Genomic DNA, 15,288 nt, shown 5'->3' with positions numbered 1-15,288 from the left:
TTCCATATTCGCAGCCGCCTTGCTGGCCGCGGGCTGCTCCACCGACCCCGAATCCATGAACACCACCGCACGGCTGACGGCGCCCCAGGCCGCCAAGCGGCCGCACGCCATCACGGCCCATGGGCATACCCGCATCGACGAGTACTTCTGGATGCGGCTCTCGGAACAGCAGCGCAACGCTGCCGAGCCCGATGCCGAAACGCGCAAGGTGATGGACCATCTCAATGCCGAGAATGCCTACACAGAGGCCGTCCTGCAGCCGGTGAAGGAGCTGCGCGATAGCCTTTTCAAGGAAATGAAGGCGCGCATCAAGGAGACGGATCTCAGCGTGCCCTACCGGGAGAACGGTTTCTGGTACCGTCACCGCTTCGACGAAGGCAAGGAATACGCGGTGCATCTGCGCGCAAGGGCTGCCGGAGACCGCTGGCCCCCCGAAGGTGATCCGGCGTGGACCGTGCTGCTGGATGAGAACCGGATGGCAGAGGGCAGTGCGTACTTCGACCTCGGGGACTTCGAGGTGAGTCCGGGCAATGGCCTTGTCGGATACAGCGTGGATCGCGTGGGGCGCCGGAAGTATGAGCTCCGGTTCCGCGACCTCGCCACCGGCGCCGACCTGCCCGATGTGATCACCAATACGAGCGGCGGATGCGCCTGGGCGGACGACCGCACCGTGTTCTACGCACGCAAGGACAAGACCCTTCGCAGCTACCGCATCTACCGGCATGCCCTCGGCACCGACCCCTCCACAGACCCCGTGGTGTTCGAGGAGAAGGACCCGGCTTACAGTTGCGACGTGTACCGCAGCCGCTCGGACCGCTTCGTGATGATCGTGAGTGAGAGCACGATGAGCAGTGAGCATCGCTTCCTGCCCGTGGACGACCCGATGGGCGCGTTCAAGGTGTTCCTTCCGCGCGAGCCGGAGCATGAGCATTCCGTGTCGCATGTGCCCGGCAAGGCAGGTGCTCCCGGCCGATGGTACATCCTTACGAACTGGGAGGCGCGCAACTTCCGCCTCATGGAGTGCGCGGAGGATGCCACGGCGGACAAGGCCAGGTGGAGGGAGGTGGTGCCGCACCGGGAGCAGGTGCTCCTGGAGGATGTGGACACCTTCCGCGACCACCTGGTGGTGACCGAGCGCCGCGAGGGCCTCACTCACCTTCGCGTCCGACGGCTGAGCGACGGCCGCGAGCATGAGATTGCCTTCAACGATCCCGCATACGTAGCCTATTCGGGCACCAATCCTGAATGGGACAGTGACAAGCTGCGGTACGGCTACGCATCGCTCACCACGCCCAGCAGCGTCTATGAGCACGACCTCAATGCGGACGCCTCGGTGCTGCTCAAGCAGCAGGAGGTCCTTGGCCCCTTCTCGCCGCTGGATTACGTCAGTGAACGCATCTGGGCCCCTGCGCGGGACGGGGCGCGCATCCCCGTGAGCATCGTGTACCGAAAGGGCACGCCGCTCGACGGCACGGCGCCGCTGCTGCTCTATGGCTACGGCAGCTACGGGCACAGCATCGACCCCACGTTCAGCAGCGCGCGCCTGAGCCTGCTCAACCGCGGATTCGTCTATGCCATTGCGCACATCCGCGGAGGCGAGGAGCTCGGCCGGGCCTGGTACGAGAGCGGCAGGATGGAGCACAAGCTGAACACCTTCCATGACTTCATCGACTGCGCCGATCATTTGGAGCGCATGCGGTACGCCGACCCCAAGCGCATCTTCTGCCTGGGCGGCAGCGCCGGCGGGCTGCTGGTGGGTGCGGTGCTCAACATGCGCCCCGACCGCTGGAACGCCGCATGCGCCGAGGTGCCCTTCGTGGACGTGGTGACCACCATGCTCGACGACAGCATCCCGCTGACCACCGGCGAGTACGATGAGTGGGGCGATCCGAAGGAGAAGGAAGCCTATGAGCGGATGCTCGGGTATTCGCCGTACGACAATGTGCGCGATGCCGACTACCCCGCCTTGCTCGTCACCACGGGCTTCCACGACAGCCAGGTGCAGTACTGGGAGCCGGCCAAGTGGGTGCAGCGTCTGCGCGAGCACCAGAAGTCCGATGCGCCCATCCTGCTGCACACCAATATGGAAGCCGGTCACGGCGGGGCCTCAGGCCGGTTCGAGATGCTCAAGGAGGTCGCGCTGATCTACGCATTCCTCCTGCATCGGGCCGGGGCGGCAGGGACCTAAGCCTTCGGCTGCCGTTCCTCCTGGGCGGTGCCCAGGTCCAATGCGCGATGGCGGCTGAAGAGCCGCGTGAGGTCCATGCCGAAGTAGCGCAGGGCCCCCAGCAGCACCATGGTGGCGGTGGCCTCATCGAGATTGCCGACCAAGGGGATGTTGTCCGGCAGGAACTCGAACACGCCCAGCGTCGGATTGATGAGGTAGAAGAAGGCCAACAGGCCTGCGATGGCAACGAGGATGGTCTTCATGGTACCGGAACGGATGACGAACGCATGGCAGCCCAACGAAGGTATGCGGGTAATTTCGCGGGCCATGAAGACCCTCGTAGCCCTCGGTGCATTCCTGGTCGGTGCGCTCCCCATCCATGCACAGACCATGCCTGATGCGGATGCGCTTGACCAGATGCGGTATGACGTGAAGTACCTGGCGAGCGACCTCCTCGAGGGGCGGGAGGCCGGCACGCCCGGAGAGCGGCTCGCCGTGGATTACATCGCCGCCAAATTCGGCAACGTGGGCCTGATGCCTTATGGAGCCGATGCCGGCTACCTGCAGCCCTTCACCTTCCAGGCGGAGCCCCGGCTGGGAGCCGGCAATACGCTGCAGGTCGGCCGCAAGAAGCCCCTGGCCGGGGAGGAGTGGCATCCGCTCGCCTGCTCGGGCTCGGGCCCTGCAAGGGGCAAGGTGCTGAAGCTCGGCTACGGCATCGTCGCACCCGAGCTCAACTACGCCGATTACCCGGACTCCCTGAGCCTGAAGGACAGGGTGGTCGCTTTCAGCGTCAGCTCCCCCGATGGCATACATCCGCACAGCAAGTACCTCGCCCACCACGACCTGCAGGCGAGGGCGCAGAAGGCCGCAGAACGCGGGGCTGCTGCGGTGCTCTTCTACAACGACGACCCCACGGCGCCCTCCCCGGAGCCTAAACTCTCGGCCAAGATCAAGCCCTTGGGCATCCCGGTCATCTTCCTGAAGGGCGATCTGTACGCGGAGATGGTGATCGACAACAATCCGTGCGCGGTGAACGTGGACATCGTGCGTGAGGAGCGTACAGCCTACAATGTGGTGGGCATGCTCGACAATGGCGCGCCCAACGTGGTGGTGGTCGGCGCCCACCTCGACCACCTGGGCTGGGGGGATGAGGGCTCACTGCACCGCGGCGAGCGTGCCATCCACAACGGAGCTGATGACAATGCGAGCGGAATCGCCGTGATGCTGCAGCTGGCGCGCGACCTTGCCGAGATGGACCAGGCCCGGGCCAACGACTACCTGTTCATTGCCTTCAGCGGCGAGGAGAAGGGCCTGTATGGCTCGAACTACTGGACGAAGAACCCTACGGTGCCGATCGGTGAGCTCAATTACATGATCAACCTCGACATGGTAGGCCGCCTGGACAGCACCGGCACCATCGGCGTCAATGGCGTGGGCACCTCGCCAGCATGGGCCGAGGCGGAGCGCATCCTCGTCGGCGACCTGAAGGTGAAGACCACCACGAGCGGCATTGGCCCCAGCGACCATACCAGTTTCTACCTGCAGGGCATCCCCGCCATCCATTTCTTCACGGGCACGCACGCCGACTATCACAAGCCCAGCGACGACGAGGAGAAGATCAATTACGAAGGGATGCTGCGCATCACGCGCTACATCGAGAGCCTGATCGCCACGCTCAGCGATGACGGGAAGCTTGCCTTCACCAAGACCGAGGAGGTGAACACCGAGAACACGCCGCGCTTCAAGGTGACGCTGGGCGTTGTGCCCGACTACCTCTATGATGGCAAGGGCATGCGGATCGACGGCACCACCGAAGGCAAACCGGCCGCGAATGCGGGGCTGAAGGCCGGCGATATCGTGCTGAGGCTCGGCGCCGTGGAGGTGAACGACATGATGGGCTACATGAAGGCGCTGGCGCAGTTCAATAAAGGAGACAAGGCGAAAGTGCGGGTGCTGCGCGGCAATGAGGAGGTGGAGGCGGAAGTGACCTTCTGAGCGGCAGGCGGCATGTGCCATGCCGGGCATCAGACGCTCGGGCCAGGATGACGCCCCCCGGGGCTCCCGTTCAACCGCGATATTCGCCCTCGATGAGCAACGCGCAACGCATCGCCGTGATCGGCGCCGGCAGCTGGGGCACCGCCCTGGTGAAGCTCCTGAGCACCAATGCCGCCCGGGTGGGTTGGTGGGTCCGCCGCGCCGACACCATCGCGCACATCGGCAAGTACGGCCACAATCCGGACTACATCAGCGCCGCGCAGCTCGACACGGGCCGTCTCGCTATGAGTGACGACATCCATGCCGTGGTGCGCGATGCCGAGGTGCTGGTCATTGCCGTGCCCAGCGCCTTCCTGAAGGCCACCCTGGAGCAGCTGGACCCCGCCGAGCTGAAAGGCAAGATGCTCTTCAGCGCGGTGAAGGGCATCGTGCCCGAGACCAACCAGATCGTTGGCGAGTACCTCTTCCAGCACTGGGGCGTGACCGAGCAGGATTTCGGCGTGATCTGCGGCCCCTGCCACGCCGAGGAGGTGGCCATGGAGCGCCTCAGTTACCTCACCATTGCCTGCCAGGATGCGGCCAAGGCGAAGGCCATGGGCGATGCGCTCAACGGCCGGTTCATGAAGACCACCCTCAGCGACGACATCTACGGCACCGAGTACGCGGCCATCCTCAAGAACGTGATCGCGGTATGCGCGGGCATCAGCGTTGGCCTGGGCTATGGCGACAACTTCCGCGCGGTGCTCGTGAGCCGCGCCATCCAGGAGATCGAGCGCTTCGTGGCCGCCGTGCATCCCATCGCGCGCGACATCAACGAGCCGGCCTACCTCGGCGACCTGCTGGTCACGGCCTACAGCACCTTCAGCCGCAACCGCGAATTCGGCAACATGGTGGGCAAGGGCTACAGCGTGCGCGCCGCGCAGCTGGAGATGAACATGGTGGCCGAGGGCTACTACGCCGTGAAGTGCGTGCATGCCATCAACGAGAAGCTGAAGGTGGACATGCCCATCATCGAGGCCACCTACCGCATGCTCTACGAGAAGATGGCGCCGATGATGGAGATGCGCTTGCTGAGCGAGCGGCTCGCGTGATTCCTCACGGCATCCATCCCCCCGCCCGCATCAGGCCATAGCATCCGCTGGCCAGTAAGAACGCGCCGATGCTGCGGAAGAGCACGCGCAGGCCCTTCGGCGAGAGCTTCTCCTGGGCCTTCACGCCCAGGCGCACCAGGATCATGAGCAGGATGATGGCGCCTGTGAAGGCCCCCAGCGCGAAGGCCAGCAGATCGCGGAAGGCGTCGCTCGTCATGCCGAAGGAGACGAGCATGAGCTTGACGCCGCACCAGAAGAGCAGCAGTTGCGGGTTGGCCAGGCCCAGCAGCACGCCGCGCCGCAGGTCGCCGGTGAGCTTGTCCTCGCCCGGCTCGGCGGGCTTTGGGCGGTAGATGAAGACGAAGTAGATGCCGAGCAGCAGCAGGATGGACGCCACCACGTAGGTGATGCCTGTGGCGCCGATGCCCAAGGCCTCGACCAGCCAGCCAGCGGCGAGGAAGGCGATGCCCGCATAGATGAACTCGGGTATGGAGCCCCCCACGGCCATGCGCCGGCCGGCGTGCCGCCCCCACTTCACGGTATGCGCCAGCACTGCGGTGTTCACCACCCCGGCCTGCAACGAACCGATGAAGCTGGCCAGCGTGGCAGCGAGGAAGAAGATCAGCGTGTCCACCTTTGCGCAAAGTAGCCGCTTCAACGCAATGGCCCTGCTGCGCTTCCATTGGGACTTCTTCGGCCCCGACGCGTCGACCACCGCCGAGCACTTCCTGCATCACGTGGATGAATTCTGCGCGCGCCAGGGAATCCACGGGCATCGGCATTGGATCACCGCTCTGCCCGTGCGCGTGACCGCCACGCTCGAGTGCGATGAGGCGCACCTGAAGCTGATCCGCGATGCGCTCCGTCCGAAGCGGGGCGAACGGGTGCTTGAATGATCAGCGCACGAAGCGCACGGTCTCGATCTGGTCCGCGGTGCGCAGCCTGAGGAGGTAGGCACCTGGGGCCAGGTCGCGGGCGTCAGCGCGCATGCGCTGAGGACCCGCTGCCATACGGGCGTGCAGCAGGGTGCGCACCAAGCGCCCGTTCGTGTCCAGAAGGTCCACGTCGGCCATGGCCGTGTTGGCCAGGTCGATGGTGATGAAGAGATCACCGCCGCTGGCTGAGACCTGCAGCGCGGTGCGCGGAGCATCGGTTTCATGCACCCCGGTGGTGTTATCGCTCACCAGCAGCACCCGGAACACGCGGGCGGTGGCATCGCTCTGCGTGCCGTCGTTGATGAAGAAGATGTTGCGGGCCGTGCTCTGGATGCCTCCCACGATGTGCCCTGCGAGAATGGTATCGCCCGCCAGCGCATCCAGGTCGATGATGTTGTCACCGATCGCAGGCACAGAGGGATCAATGATGAATTCCGCCCCGGAGCCAAGCAGCGCCGGCATCTCCCCGATGGCCATCTCCTCCATCGTGCCATCGGCGAATCGTTCCACCCGGCTGATGGTGTTCACGAAGGGCACGTTGGTGTCGTCGATGAGCTGGCCGTTCGCATCGAAGTAGTAGCGCCCGATGCCGCCGAAGAAGACGCTGCTCATGCGGTTATCGGCCGTGGCATAGGCGGCCAGGTGCGCCGTGTGGTACTGGTTCAGCAGCTGCTCGAAGCCGGGCACCACGGTGTAGCCGGTCGCGCTCACATCCACCGTGTTGAGCCACGGCAGGTTGGCGCCGTACTGGAACACGCCGCTGAAGGCCGTGTAGCCCTGGCTGCCATCGGGGAACACCTGCGCCACCAGGTTGTAATCGCGCCGGTGCAGGTTCACCGTATCCACCGTCTCCGCATAGTTGGCGATCGCGAGGTTGGTGCCATCATCCTCGATGGTGAAGCGGCGGATGGCGTTGGTGTACTGCTGGATGAAGCCAGGACCGAAGTTGGGGCCCTGCGGATTGTATCGGCCCACGAAGCGCTGCCCGCCCACGAGCAGGAAGGTGCCGTTGAGGATGCCGAGGTAGCCGCCGGTCACCTCCATGCGGTTGTCCACGATGGAGCGCACGTGCGGGGCCACGGGCTGCGCGTTCTTGATGGCCGTGATGATGCCGGGCACATCGACGGCGGTGAGGCGCGGGTGCGTGATGTGGTCAGCGGCAATGGTGGAGTAGCCATAACCGCCGATGATGTAGAGCGTGCTGCCGATCTGCTGGTGCTCCAGGTTGGTGCTCTGCAGCTGCATGTACACGGCCGTGGGCAGCGTGCTGAGCGAGGCGCTCCAGACCTGCTGCGTCTGCGGGTTCACCACGTAGGCGCTGGTGTTGTTATCCGCGGCGAGGAAGGCGGCGAAGGGCTGGCGACGGTGAAGGCCATCGGTGCGGCCGCCGATCAGCAGCCATTCGCCCTCATGCTGGCCCCAAGCGAAGGACTGGATGCCGGGCATGTCGGGGATGGTGACCTCCTGAAGCACGATGGTGCGATCGCCCAGGTCCTGGGCGTTGAGGCTGAACGGAATGAATGCGAGGAAGGGTAGCAGTCGGCGCATGAGAGCAGGTCTTCAGGCAAAGCAGGTGAATGCCCGGCTCCCGGAATGTGAGCAAGGTCACCTAGCTCAGCGCAGCAGCAGCCTCATGATCCTCTCCTTGAGGCTTGCGTACGGCGGCTCCTGAAGGCCGTGGTCGATGGCCGTGCTGGCCCGGACCATGCCCTTGCGGTTGCTGAACAGCTCAAAGGAGTTCCGGCCATGGTAGCGCCCCATGCCGCTGTAGCCCACGCCGCCGAAGGGCAGCTCCTCCGGTCCGAACTGCAGGAAGCAGTGGTTGATGCAGCCGCCGCCGAAGGCGATGCGCTCCTGGAAGAAGCGCTGAGAGGCGCGGTTGCTGCTGAAGATGTAGGTGGCCAGGGGGAAGGGGTTGCGGCGCACCACGGACAGCACCTCCTCCGGTTCGGTCCACGGGACCACCGGCAGCACCGGGCCGAAAATTTCCTCGCGCATGACGGCGCTATCCAGTGAGACGTTCGTAAGCACCGTAGGCGCGATGTAGCGTTCGTCCTTGTCCGTGGCGCCGCCCATGAAGCGCTCGCCCTGTGTGAGGTATGCGCTCACCGTCTCGAAGCGGCGATCATTCACCAGGCGGGCATAGTCGGGGCTCTGCTGCGGATCAGCGCCGTAGGCCTTCTTCACGAAGCGCGCGAAGCGGTCCAAGAACTCATCCATCACTGAGGCGTGCACCAGCGCGTGGTCCGTGGCGATGCAGGTCTGCCCCGCGTTGAAGTACTTGCTCCACGCGATGCGCTTCGCGGCGGTGCGGAGATCGGCGGTGCGGTCCACGATGGCGGGGCTCTTGCCGCCCAGCTCCAGCGTCACGGGCGTCAGGTGCGGCGCCGCCAGCGCCATGATCTCGCGCCCCACGGCCGGACTGCCCGTGAAGAAGATGTGGTCGAATCGGAAGGGCTGGATGAGCCGCGGGCCCACCTCGCGCCCCGGACCCTGCACCACGCGCACCTGCTCGGGCAGGGCATCGGCCAGGAGTCGTTCCACCACAAGGGCGGTGTGCGGTGTCTCGTTGCTGGGCTTCACCAATGCGCAATTCCCCGCGGCGATGGCTCCCACCAGCGGCGATAGCAGCAGCAGCACCGGGTAGTTCCACGGCGCGATGATCAGCACCACGCCGAGCGGTTCAGGGTGCACATGGCTCTCGGCCACTTGGATGGCCAGGGGCGAAGGCACGCGCTGAGGCCGCATCCAGTCCTTCAGGTGCTTCAGGGCATGGTCGATGGCCGTATACACAAGGCCGATGTCGCTCATGTAGGCCTCGAAGCGCGGCTTGCGCATGTCGGCGTGCATGGCCGCCAGCAGCTCCTTTTCGTGCTTCCGCAAGCTGTTGCGCAGGCGCTTCAACGCGTCGCGTCGCGCGGCGTAGGGGCGTGTGGCGCCGCTTTCGAAGTGGGTTCGCAGTTGGCCCGGAATGTCCAGCACCGAAGACATGCGGCCAAGGTAGCTGCCCTAGGCCGCGAGGATGAAGTCCTCACCCTCCGCCAATCCGCGTGAGGCCAGGAACGCGGCAATGCGATCGCCCGTGCCCCGCTGGCTGATGAACGACACGATGAGGGCCTCACCCGCTGGTGGGAGCCGATCGTGCGGGATGAAGGCATGGCCCGCCAGCCCGCGGGGCTTCACATCCGTGAAGGCCTGGATGGCGATGCCCTCCGCCTCCAGCATCGCGGCGCGGTCGCGGCACAGGTTGCTGGTTCCTGCGATGATCACCGGACGGCCGTTCAGGGTGCGCTTCAGCCATCGCGCCAGCCACTTCGCTTTGGTGGTGAAGAAGGCCTCCACGCTGTAGTTCGGATGCGTGCGGCTGAGGCGGTGGGCATGATCGTTCCAGGTGAGCAGCTCCTCGGGCAGCTTCGCGAAGCGCACCCCGGCATCCATCCAGCGCAGCCACAGCTCGTGGTCCTCGGGCAGCGGGCCGGTATCATAGCCGCCGTGCTGCTCCACCAGCTCCCTGCGGAATATCACCGTGGGGTGCGCGAGCGGCGCATCCACGAAGCGCTTCACATAGTGCTCGTTCGGCGTCAGGATAGCGTTCTGCCAATCCACGAACCAGCGCATGCCGCTGCTCTTCTGCACGGTGGTGGCGAAGGCCGTGCGCGTGCCCAGCACCCCAATTTCCGGGTGCGCATCCAGGTAGGCCACTTGCTTCGCCAGCCGTTCCGGGTGGCTGATGTCGTCGGCATCCATGCGGGCGATGTACTTGCCACATGCGTTTGCGAGTCCGGTGTTGAGCGCGTGCGCGATGCCGATCACGGGCTCGTTCAGGAGCTGGATGCGCGGATCACGGGCGGACCATTCATGCGCGATGGACCCACCGTTGTCCGTGCTCGCGTTGTCGATGAGCAGCAGATTCCAATTGGAATAGGTCTGCTGCGCGATGCTGGCGATGGCGGCATCGAGCGTGGCCGTTGCATTACGGAAGGGAAGGAGGACGGAGATCACTCTTTGATGAAGCGGGCGGCGCGATCGCCGACTCGCAGCACGTAATGCCCTGCTGGAAGGAACCCCACGGGCAGTCGCAGCATGGAGGATGTCGCAAGTCCTGCTCCAACTACTCTGCCGAAGGCATCGACGATGCTGAACGACTCGCCAGGCCGGGCTTGAGATTGAATATGATCCTCTGCGGGGTTCGGCCACAAGCCGGACCGTGGCTCATCATTGCGCTCGGCACCCCTCATCGCAATGTCTCCCAAACAACCAACCACCCCGTTGAAGTTGCCATCTACCATCGGAATCACAGTGCTTCCGAATGTTGAGGCAGAGATTGCGCTTCCCGTAACGAAAACCCTGCTCGCGCTGCCATGCACGGCACGGAATCCCATGATGTAGCCGGCGGTTTCTGAAGCGAACCACTCCCATGCGCCGCTGCTGCTCACAATGCCTGCGAATCCATTTGGCTGGCTTGGCAGGGTCATGCTAAGCACACCTTGTGGTAATGTGCTCAATGCATAGCCAGCTACCAGTGCGCGGTTGCTAGGCAGGTATTCGATGGAATGGATCGCGTGGCCCCATTGGGACGATCCGTAGGCATAGGAGGCCCACTCTTCCGTGCCTGAGGCCGAAAAGCTCCTCAGGGTCAATTCTGTTCCAATGCCGATTGGCCCTTGGGACGGCTGGCTTACCCCTACGAAGGCACCGCCGTCCGGTCGCCGTTCGACCACACACGGCTCGAACACGTCGTAACCGAGGCCCTGCACGCGCCATTCGTACAGCCCTTGTGCAGAGTAGGAGGCAAGCGTCCCCTCCATATCCGTGAACACACTATCGGTGGCGAGCACTTGTTCGCAATTGTTCATGAGCACGAGCACGCGGCCACTTGGATCCAGTTCTAGTGCCCCGGTTTGCACCGAGCCCTTGCCGATGCGTTCAGCCCAAAGCAAGTTGCCTTGCAATGAGAGGCGCGCGAGCACTGTGCCGTCGGTTTGGACCCATTGGCCCACGATGGCCACGCTATCCGCATATTGTGCGAGCACGGCCAATCCTGCATCGGCATCAAGTGCGAGCTTCCGGCCGGACTCGGGTACCGCTGGTTCGATCAAGTCACTGATGTTCGTCTCAGACAGCACGGCACCATCCGCATCCAGCTCCACGATCAGCGCAGAAGTCGCGGTTGCTGAACCGAGATGCTCCACGCCATTGAAGACAGAGCTGCCGGAATAAGGAATCACGCCGACCACTCCCCCTGTGGCTGTAGCGCTCATGGCCACTACTGGATCATCATGCTGCACCGCCCAAAGCACATTGCCCAGGCTATCGAGCCTTGCGATGAACCGGTTGCCGAGCGTTCCATCATTGACCAAGGTGCCGCCGGGCAAGGCAAGGGTGTCGTCGAACATGCCCGTTACGAAGCTGCCGTTGGTGCTGTTCGCGGCGATGAGCTCGGTGCTCACTGTGCCGTTGCCGCTGAGCCCGGTAGCCCAGCACCAGACAGGAGCCTGGGCCGCAGCAAGCAGGCTGTAGGCCGCAGCAAGCTGGAGAAGGACCACTCGTTTCCTCATGGTGAAACGAATGTATGCTCAGTTCGCTTGCGCCAGCCTCTTCAGCACCGCCTCCGCCTTCTTCGCCCCCACCTCCGCCGCTACATCCTCCGGCAGGGCCTCGCGAATACCCTTGATGCTGCCGAAACGGGTGAGCAGCTTCTTCGCCGTTCCGGGCCCGATGCCCGGGATCTCCTCCAGCCCCGTTCGGATGATCCGCTTGCTCCGTTTACCGCGGTGGTGGGTGATTCCGAAGCGGTGGGCCTCGTTGCGCATGTGCTGGATCACCTTCAGCGAGGAGCTGCGCTTGTCGATGTGCAGCGGGAAGGGATCGCCAGGGAAGTAGATCTCCTCCAGCTTCTTGGCGATGCCGATGATGGCGATCTTGCCGCGCAGGCCCAGCCGTTCCAGCGCGTTGAGCGCGGCGCCCAGCTGGCCCTTGCCGCCGTCGATGACGATGAGCTGGGGCAGCGGCTCCCCCTCGGTGACGAGCCGGCTGTAGCGGCGCTCCACGGCCTCGGTCATGCTGGCGAAATCGTCCGGCCCTTCCACCGTGCGGATGTTGAAGTGGCGGTAGTCCTTCTTGCTGGGCTTGGCGTCCTTGAAGACCACGCAGGCGCTCACGGGGTCCGTGCCCTGGGTGTTGCTGTTGTCGAAGCACTCGATGTGGCGCGGCAGCTCACTGAGGCGCAGGTCCTGCTTGAGCTGCTCCAGGATGCGGGTGGTGGCGCCCTCGGGGTCGGTGAGCTTCTCCTGCTTCTGCTTGTCCAGCATGAAGTAGCGGGCGTTCCGCTCGCAGAGGTCGAGCAGCTGCTTCTTGTCGCCGCGCTGAGGGATGGTGAAGCGCACGCCGGGCACCTCGATCTCGGGCTCGAAGGGCACGATGGCCTCGGGGGCAAGGCTCTTGTAGCGCTGGCGCAGTTCGGCGATTGCGGCCTGCAGCATCTCCACATCGCTCTCGTCCAGCTTGCGCTTCAGCTCGATGGTGATGCCGTGCACCACGGCGCCGTCGATCACGCGCATGTAGTTGACGTAGGTGCTGGCGGTGTCGCTCACCAGTCCGAAGATGTCCACGTCGCCGATGTCGGGGTTGACGACGACGCTCTTAGCGCGGTACTGCTCCAACCGCTCCAGCTTCTGGCGGTAGTCCTCGGCGGCCTCGAACTCCAGCCGATCGGCGTGCAATTGCATCTGTTCCTTCAGCACCTTGATGAGCCCGCTCACGCGCCCCTTCACGATCTGCAGCACCTGCTCCATGTTGGCATCGTACTCCGCCTGCGACTGTAGCCCTTCGCATGGCGCCTTGCAGTTGCCGATGTGGTACTCCAGGCAGCGCTTGTACTTCTTCTGCTCGATGTTCTTCGGCGTGAGGTCGTAGTTGCAGGTGCGGAGCTTGTAGAGCTTGTGCACCAGGCCCAGTACCGTCCGCATGGTGCGCACGCTGGCGTAGGGGCCGAAGTAGTCGCTGCCGTCGTCCTCCGGGTTGCGCATGCCCTCCACGCGCGGAAAGCGCTCGTTGCGGATGCGGATGAAGGGGAAGCTCTTGTCGTCGCGCAGGTTGATGTTGAAGCGTGGCTGCAGCTCCTTGATGAGGCTGTTCTCCAGCAGCAGCGCCTCGAACTCGGTGGGCACGTGGATCACGCGCAGGTCGGCGATGCGCTTGACGAGCAGGCGCGTCTTGCCGTCGGGGTGGTCCTTGGCGAAGTAGCTGCCCACGCGGTGGCGCAGGCTCTTGGCCTTGCCCACGTAGAGGATCTTGCCCTCGGCATCGAAGAACTGGTACACGCCGGGGGTGTGCGGCAGAAGTCGGACCTTCTCGCGGACGTCGATCGGGGAGGACATCAGGGGCGAAGATCGGGAGCGCCGGCCGGGGCGGCCAATCTGCGTGGGTGTGCCAAGCGAATGCGGGGGCTTGGTGCGGCCTGCGATCTTTGGGGAGCGAAATCCGACCTCATGTCCGCTGTGCTCACCTCCCGCTTCACCCGCTTCGCCAAGCGCATCTCCTTTGTCACCGGCCGTCCAATAACGTTCGTGCTGGCGGTCGGGGTCATCATCGCTTGGGGTGGCGCAGGCCCTTTGTTCGGATTCAGCGATACCTGGCAGCTGGCGATCAACACCGGCACCACCATCATCACCTTCCTCATGGTATTCCTGATCCAGAACACACAGAACCGGGATACCGAGGCACTGCAGATCAAGCTGGATGAGCTGATTCGGGTTCAGCAGGAGGCCAATAACGCGCTCCTTGACCTAGAGGAGCTGGACGACGAGGAGCTTGATCGCATCAGGGCGGCTTACTTGCTCCTGGCGCGGAAGGAGAGGGAGGATCGGCCCAATGAAGACGGGCGGCCCAAGGACCGCCCGTCTGCGTGATTCGCTGAATCGCCGTGGCTTGGACTACAACGTCCCCCGGTTCGCCTGCTCCCGTTCGATCGCCTCGAACAGGGCCTTGAAGTTGCCCTTGCCGAAGCTCTTGGCGCCCTTGCGCTGGATGATTTCGAAGAACATCGTGGGGCGGTCCAGCACCGGCTTGGTGAAGAGCTGCAGCAGGTAGCCCTCATCGTCGCGGTCCACCAGCACGCCGTGCTCCTTCAGCACCGCCAGGTCCTCGTCGATCTCGCCCACGCGGTCCAGCACGGTGTCGTAGTAGCTGGGCGGCACGTAGAGGAACTCCACGCCGCGGTCCTTCAGCGCGCCCACCGTTTCAATGATGTTGTTGGTGGCCACGGCGATGTGCTGCACACCGGCGCCGTTGTAGAACTCGATGTACTCCTCGATCTGGCTCTTCTTCTTGCCCTCGGCCGGCTCGTTGATGGGGAACTTGATGCGGCCGTTGCCGTTGCTCATCACCTTGCTCATCAGCGCGGTGTACTCGGTGCTGATGTCCTTGTCGTCGAAGCTCACCAGCTGCGCGAAGCCCATCACCTCGGCATAGAACTTCACCCAGTGGATCATCTCGCCCCAGCCCACGTTGCCCACCATGTGGTCGATGAACTTCAGGCCCACGGGCGGCGGGTTGTAGTGGCTCTTCCAGGGCTTGAAGCCGGGCATGAACACACCCTTGTACTCGTTGCGCTCCACGAAGATGTGCACCGTCTCCCCATAGGTGTGGATGCCGCTGCGCACCACGTAGCCGTGCTCATCCTCCTCGCGCACGGGCTCCATGAAGCTCTTGGCGCCGCGCTTGGTGGTCTCCTCCCAGGCCTTCTTCGCGTCGGGCACCCACAGGGCGATCACCTTCACGCCGTCGCCGTGCTTGCGGATGTGCTCGTTGATCGGGCTGTCAGGGCCCATCGGCGTGGTCAGCACCAGGCGGATCTTGTCCTGCTGCAGCACGTAGCTGGTGCGGTCCTTCACGCCCGTCTCCAGGCCGGCGTAGGCCACGCTCTGGAAGCCCCAGGCGCTCTTGTAATAGTGGGCGCTCTGCTTGGCATTGCCCACGTACAGTTCCACATAGTCCGTGCCCAGCAGGGGCAGGAAGTCCTGTGCATCGGCCATGATCTTCTCCAGGCCGTAGTCCACGTCTTTCAGTCCGGTTGCCATTGCTTGTCGATCTGTCG

13 protein-coding genes are annotated in these 15,288 nt (G+C 64.3%); 5 read left to right on the top strand and 8 right to left on the bottom strand.

What is annotated here, in order from left to right:
* The first annotated feature begins 55 nt into the window (after window positions 1-55).
* Window positions 56-2,188 (top strand): S9 family peptidase, encoded by a 2,133-nt coding sequence (locus QY325_12510; GenBank protein ID WKZ67985.1) that lies wholly within the window; start codon window positions 56-58, stop codon window positions 2,186-2,188.
* Here the strand turns inward: QY325_12510 and QY325_12505 are convergent.
* Window positions 2,185-2,430: a DUF1232 domain-containing protein gene (locus tag QY325_12505; protein ID WKZ65578.1), complete on the bottom strand. Its 246-nt coding sequence runs from the start codon at window positions 2,428-2,430 to the stop codon at window positions 2,185-2,187. The genes QY325_12510 and QY325_12505 overlap by 4 nt on opposite strands.
* 64 nt (window positions 2,431-2,494) lie before the next feature.
* Here QY325_12505 and QY325_12500 point away from each other — a divergent pair, with 64 nt between their 5' ends.
* Both QY325_12500 and QY325_12495 read left to right on the top strand, forming a co-directional pair.
* Window positions 2,495-4,165 carry a M28 family peptidase gene (locus tag QY325_12500; protein ID WKZ65577.1) on the top strand — a complete coding sequence of 557 codons (1,671 nt, stop codon included), beginning with the start codon at window positions 2,495-2,497 and terminating at the stop codon, window positions 4,163-4,165.
* A gap of 92 nt (window positions 4,166-4,257) precedes the next feature.
* A complete protein-coding gene (locus tag QY325_12495; protein WKZ65576.1) occupies window positions 4,258-5,256 on the top strand; it encodes an NAD(P)H-dependent glycerol-3-phosphate dehydrogenase in 999 nt (332 codons plus the stop codon).
* Between the two features lie 4 nt (window positions 5,257-5,260).
* Here the strand turns inward: QY325_12495 and QY325_12490 are convergent, their stop codons facing one another.
* Window positions 5,261-5,890: a LysE family transporter gene (locus tag QY325_12490; GenBank protein ID WKZ65575.1), complete on the bottom strand. Its 630-nt coding sequence runs from the start codon at window positions 5,888-5,890 to the stop codon at window positions 5,261-5,263.
* Between the two features lie 28 nt (window positions 5,891-5,918).
* On the opposite strand from QY325_12490, the gene QY325_12485 reads away from it, so the two are divergent.
* Window positions 5,919-6,152: a hypothetical protein gene (locus QY325_12485; protein WKZ65574.1), complete on the top strand. Its 234-nt coding sequence runs from the start codon at window positions 5,919-5,921 to the stop codon at window positions 6,150-6,152.
* On the opposite strand, the gene QY325_12480 is transcribed toward QY325_12485, so the two are convergent.
* From QY325_12480 to uvrC, 5 genes are all read right to left on the bottom strand, one after another.
* Window positions 6,153-7,739: a T9SS type A sorting domain-containing protein gene (locus QY325_12480; GenBank protein WKZ65573.1), complete on the bottom strand. Its 1,587-nt coding sequence runs from the start codon at window positions 7,737-7,739 to the stop codon at window positions 6,153-6,155.
* A gap of 66 nt (window positions 7,740-7,805) precedes the next feature.
* Window positions 7,806-9,182, bottom strand: coding sequence for an aldehyde dehydrogenase family protein (locus QY325_12475; protein WKZ65572.1), 1,377 nt, complete (start codon window positions 9,180-9,182; stop codon window positions 7,806-7,808).
* Between the two features lie 18 nt (window positions 9,183-9,200).
* Entirely contained in the window at window positions 9,201-10,193 is a 993-nt protein-coding gene (locus QY325_12470) for a glycosyltransferase (protein ID WKZ65571.1), read from the bottom strand.
* The gene (locus QY325_12465) at window positions 10,190-11,749 is read right to left on the bottom strand and encodes a hypothetical protein (GenBank protein WKZ65570.1); all 1,560 of its coding nucleotides are present in this window, start codon (window positions 11,747-11,749) and stop codon (window positions 10,190-10,192) included. The genes QY325_12470 and QY325_12465 overlap by 4 nt, the downstream gene beginning before the upstream one ends.
* An 18-nt stretch (window positions 11,750-11,767) precedes the next feature.
* Window positions 11,768-13,570 carry an excinuclease ABC subunit UvrC gene (gene uvrC / locus QY325_12460; protein WKZ65569.1) on the bottom strand — a complete coding sequence of 601 codons (1,803 nt, stop codon included), beginning with the start codon at window positions 13,568-13,570 and terminating at the stop codon, window positions 11,768-11,770.
* Between the two features lie 111 nt (window positions 13,571-13,681).
* Between uvrC and QY325_12455 the strand changes: the two genes are divergently transcribed.
* Window positions 13,682-14,101, top strand: a complete 420-nt coding sequence (locus QY325_12455) for a low affinity iron permease family protein (GenBank protein ID WKZ65568.1) — start codon at window positions 13,682-13,684, stop codon at window positions 14,099-14,101.
* 24 nt (window positions 14,102-14,125) lie between these two features.
* Here the strand turns inward: QY325_12455 and hppD are convergent, their stop codons facing one another.
* Window positions 14,126-15,271: a 4-hydroxyphenylpyruvate dioxygenase gene (gene hppD / locus QY325_12450; protein WKZ65567.1), complete on the bottom strand. Its 1,146-nt coding sequence runs from the start codon at window positions 15,269-15,271 to the stop codon at window positions 14,126-14,128.
* Window positions 15,272-15,288 lie beyond the last annotated feature (17 nt).

The sequence above is a fragment of the Flavobacteriales bacterium genome, from assembly GCA_030584065.1.
In the GTDB taxonomy this organism is placed as follows: Bacteria; Bacteroidota; Bacteroidia; order Flavobacteriales_F; family PHOS-HE28; genus PHOS-HE28.
Note: the sequence above shows the minus strand (reverse complement) of the source record. Positions and strands in the feature narration are given on the sequence as shown.

What these genes read in the sequence shown, in the direction of transcription:
- hppD (WKZ65567.1), bottom strand. Translation starts at nt 15,271, where the DNA reads ATGGCAACCGGACTGAAAGACGTGGACTACGGCCTGGAGAAGATCATG.
- QY325_12455 (WKZ65568.1), top strand. Translation starts at nt 13,682, where the DNA reads ATGTCCGCTGTGCTCACCTCCCGCTTCACCCGCTTCGCCAAGCGCATC.
- uvrC (WKZ65569.1), bottom strand. Translation starts at nt 13,570, where the DNA reads ATGTCCTCCCCGATCGACGTCCGCGAGAAGGTCCGACTTCTGCCGCAC.
- QY325_12500 (WKZ65577.1), top strand. Translation starts at nt 2,495, where the DNA reads ATGAAGACCCTCGTAGCCCTCGGTGCATTCCTGGTCGGTGCGCTCCCC.
- QY325_12510 (WKZ67985.1), top strand. Translation starts at nt 56, where the DNA reads ATGAACACCACCGCACGGCTGACGGCGCCCCAGGCCGCCAAGCGGCCG.
- QY325_12485 (WKZ65574.1), top strand. Translation starts at nt 5,919, where the DNA reads ATGGCCCTGCTGCGCTTCCATTGGGACTTCTTCGGCCCCGACGCGTCG.
- QY325_12505 (WKZ65578.1), bottom strand. Translation starts at nt 2,430, where the DNA reads ATGAAGACCATCCTCGTTGCCATCGCAGGCCTGTTGGCCTTCTTCTAC.
- QY325_12480 (WKZ65573.1), bottom strand. Translation starts at nt 7,739, where the DNA reads ATGCGCCGACTGCTACCCTTCCTCGCATTCATTCCGTTCAGCCTCAAC.
- QY325_12465 (WKZ65570.1), bottom strand. Translation starts at nt 11,749, where the DNA reads ATGAGGAAACGAGTGGTCCTTCTCCAGCTTGCTGCGGCCTACAGCCTG.
- QY325_12475 (WKZ65572.1), bottom strand. Translation starts at nt 9,182, where the DNA reads ATGTCTTCGGTGCTGGACATTCCGGGCCAACTGCGAACCCACTTCGAA.
- QY325_12495 (WKZ65576.1), top strand. Translation starts at nt 4,258, where the DNA reads ATGAGCAACGCGCAACGCATCGCCGTGATCGGCGCCGGCAGCTGGGGC.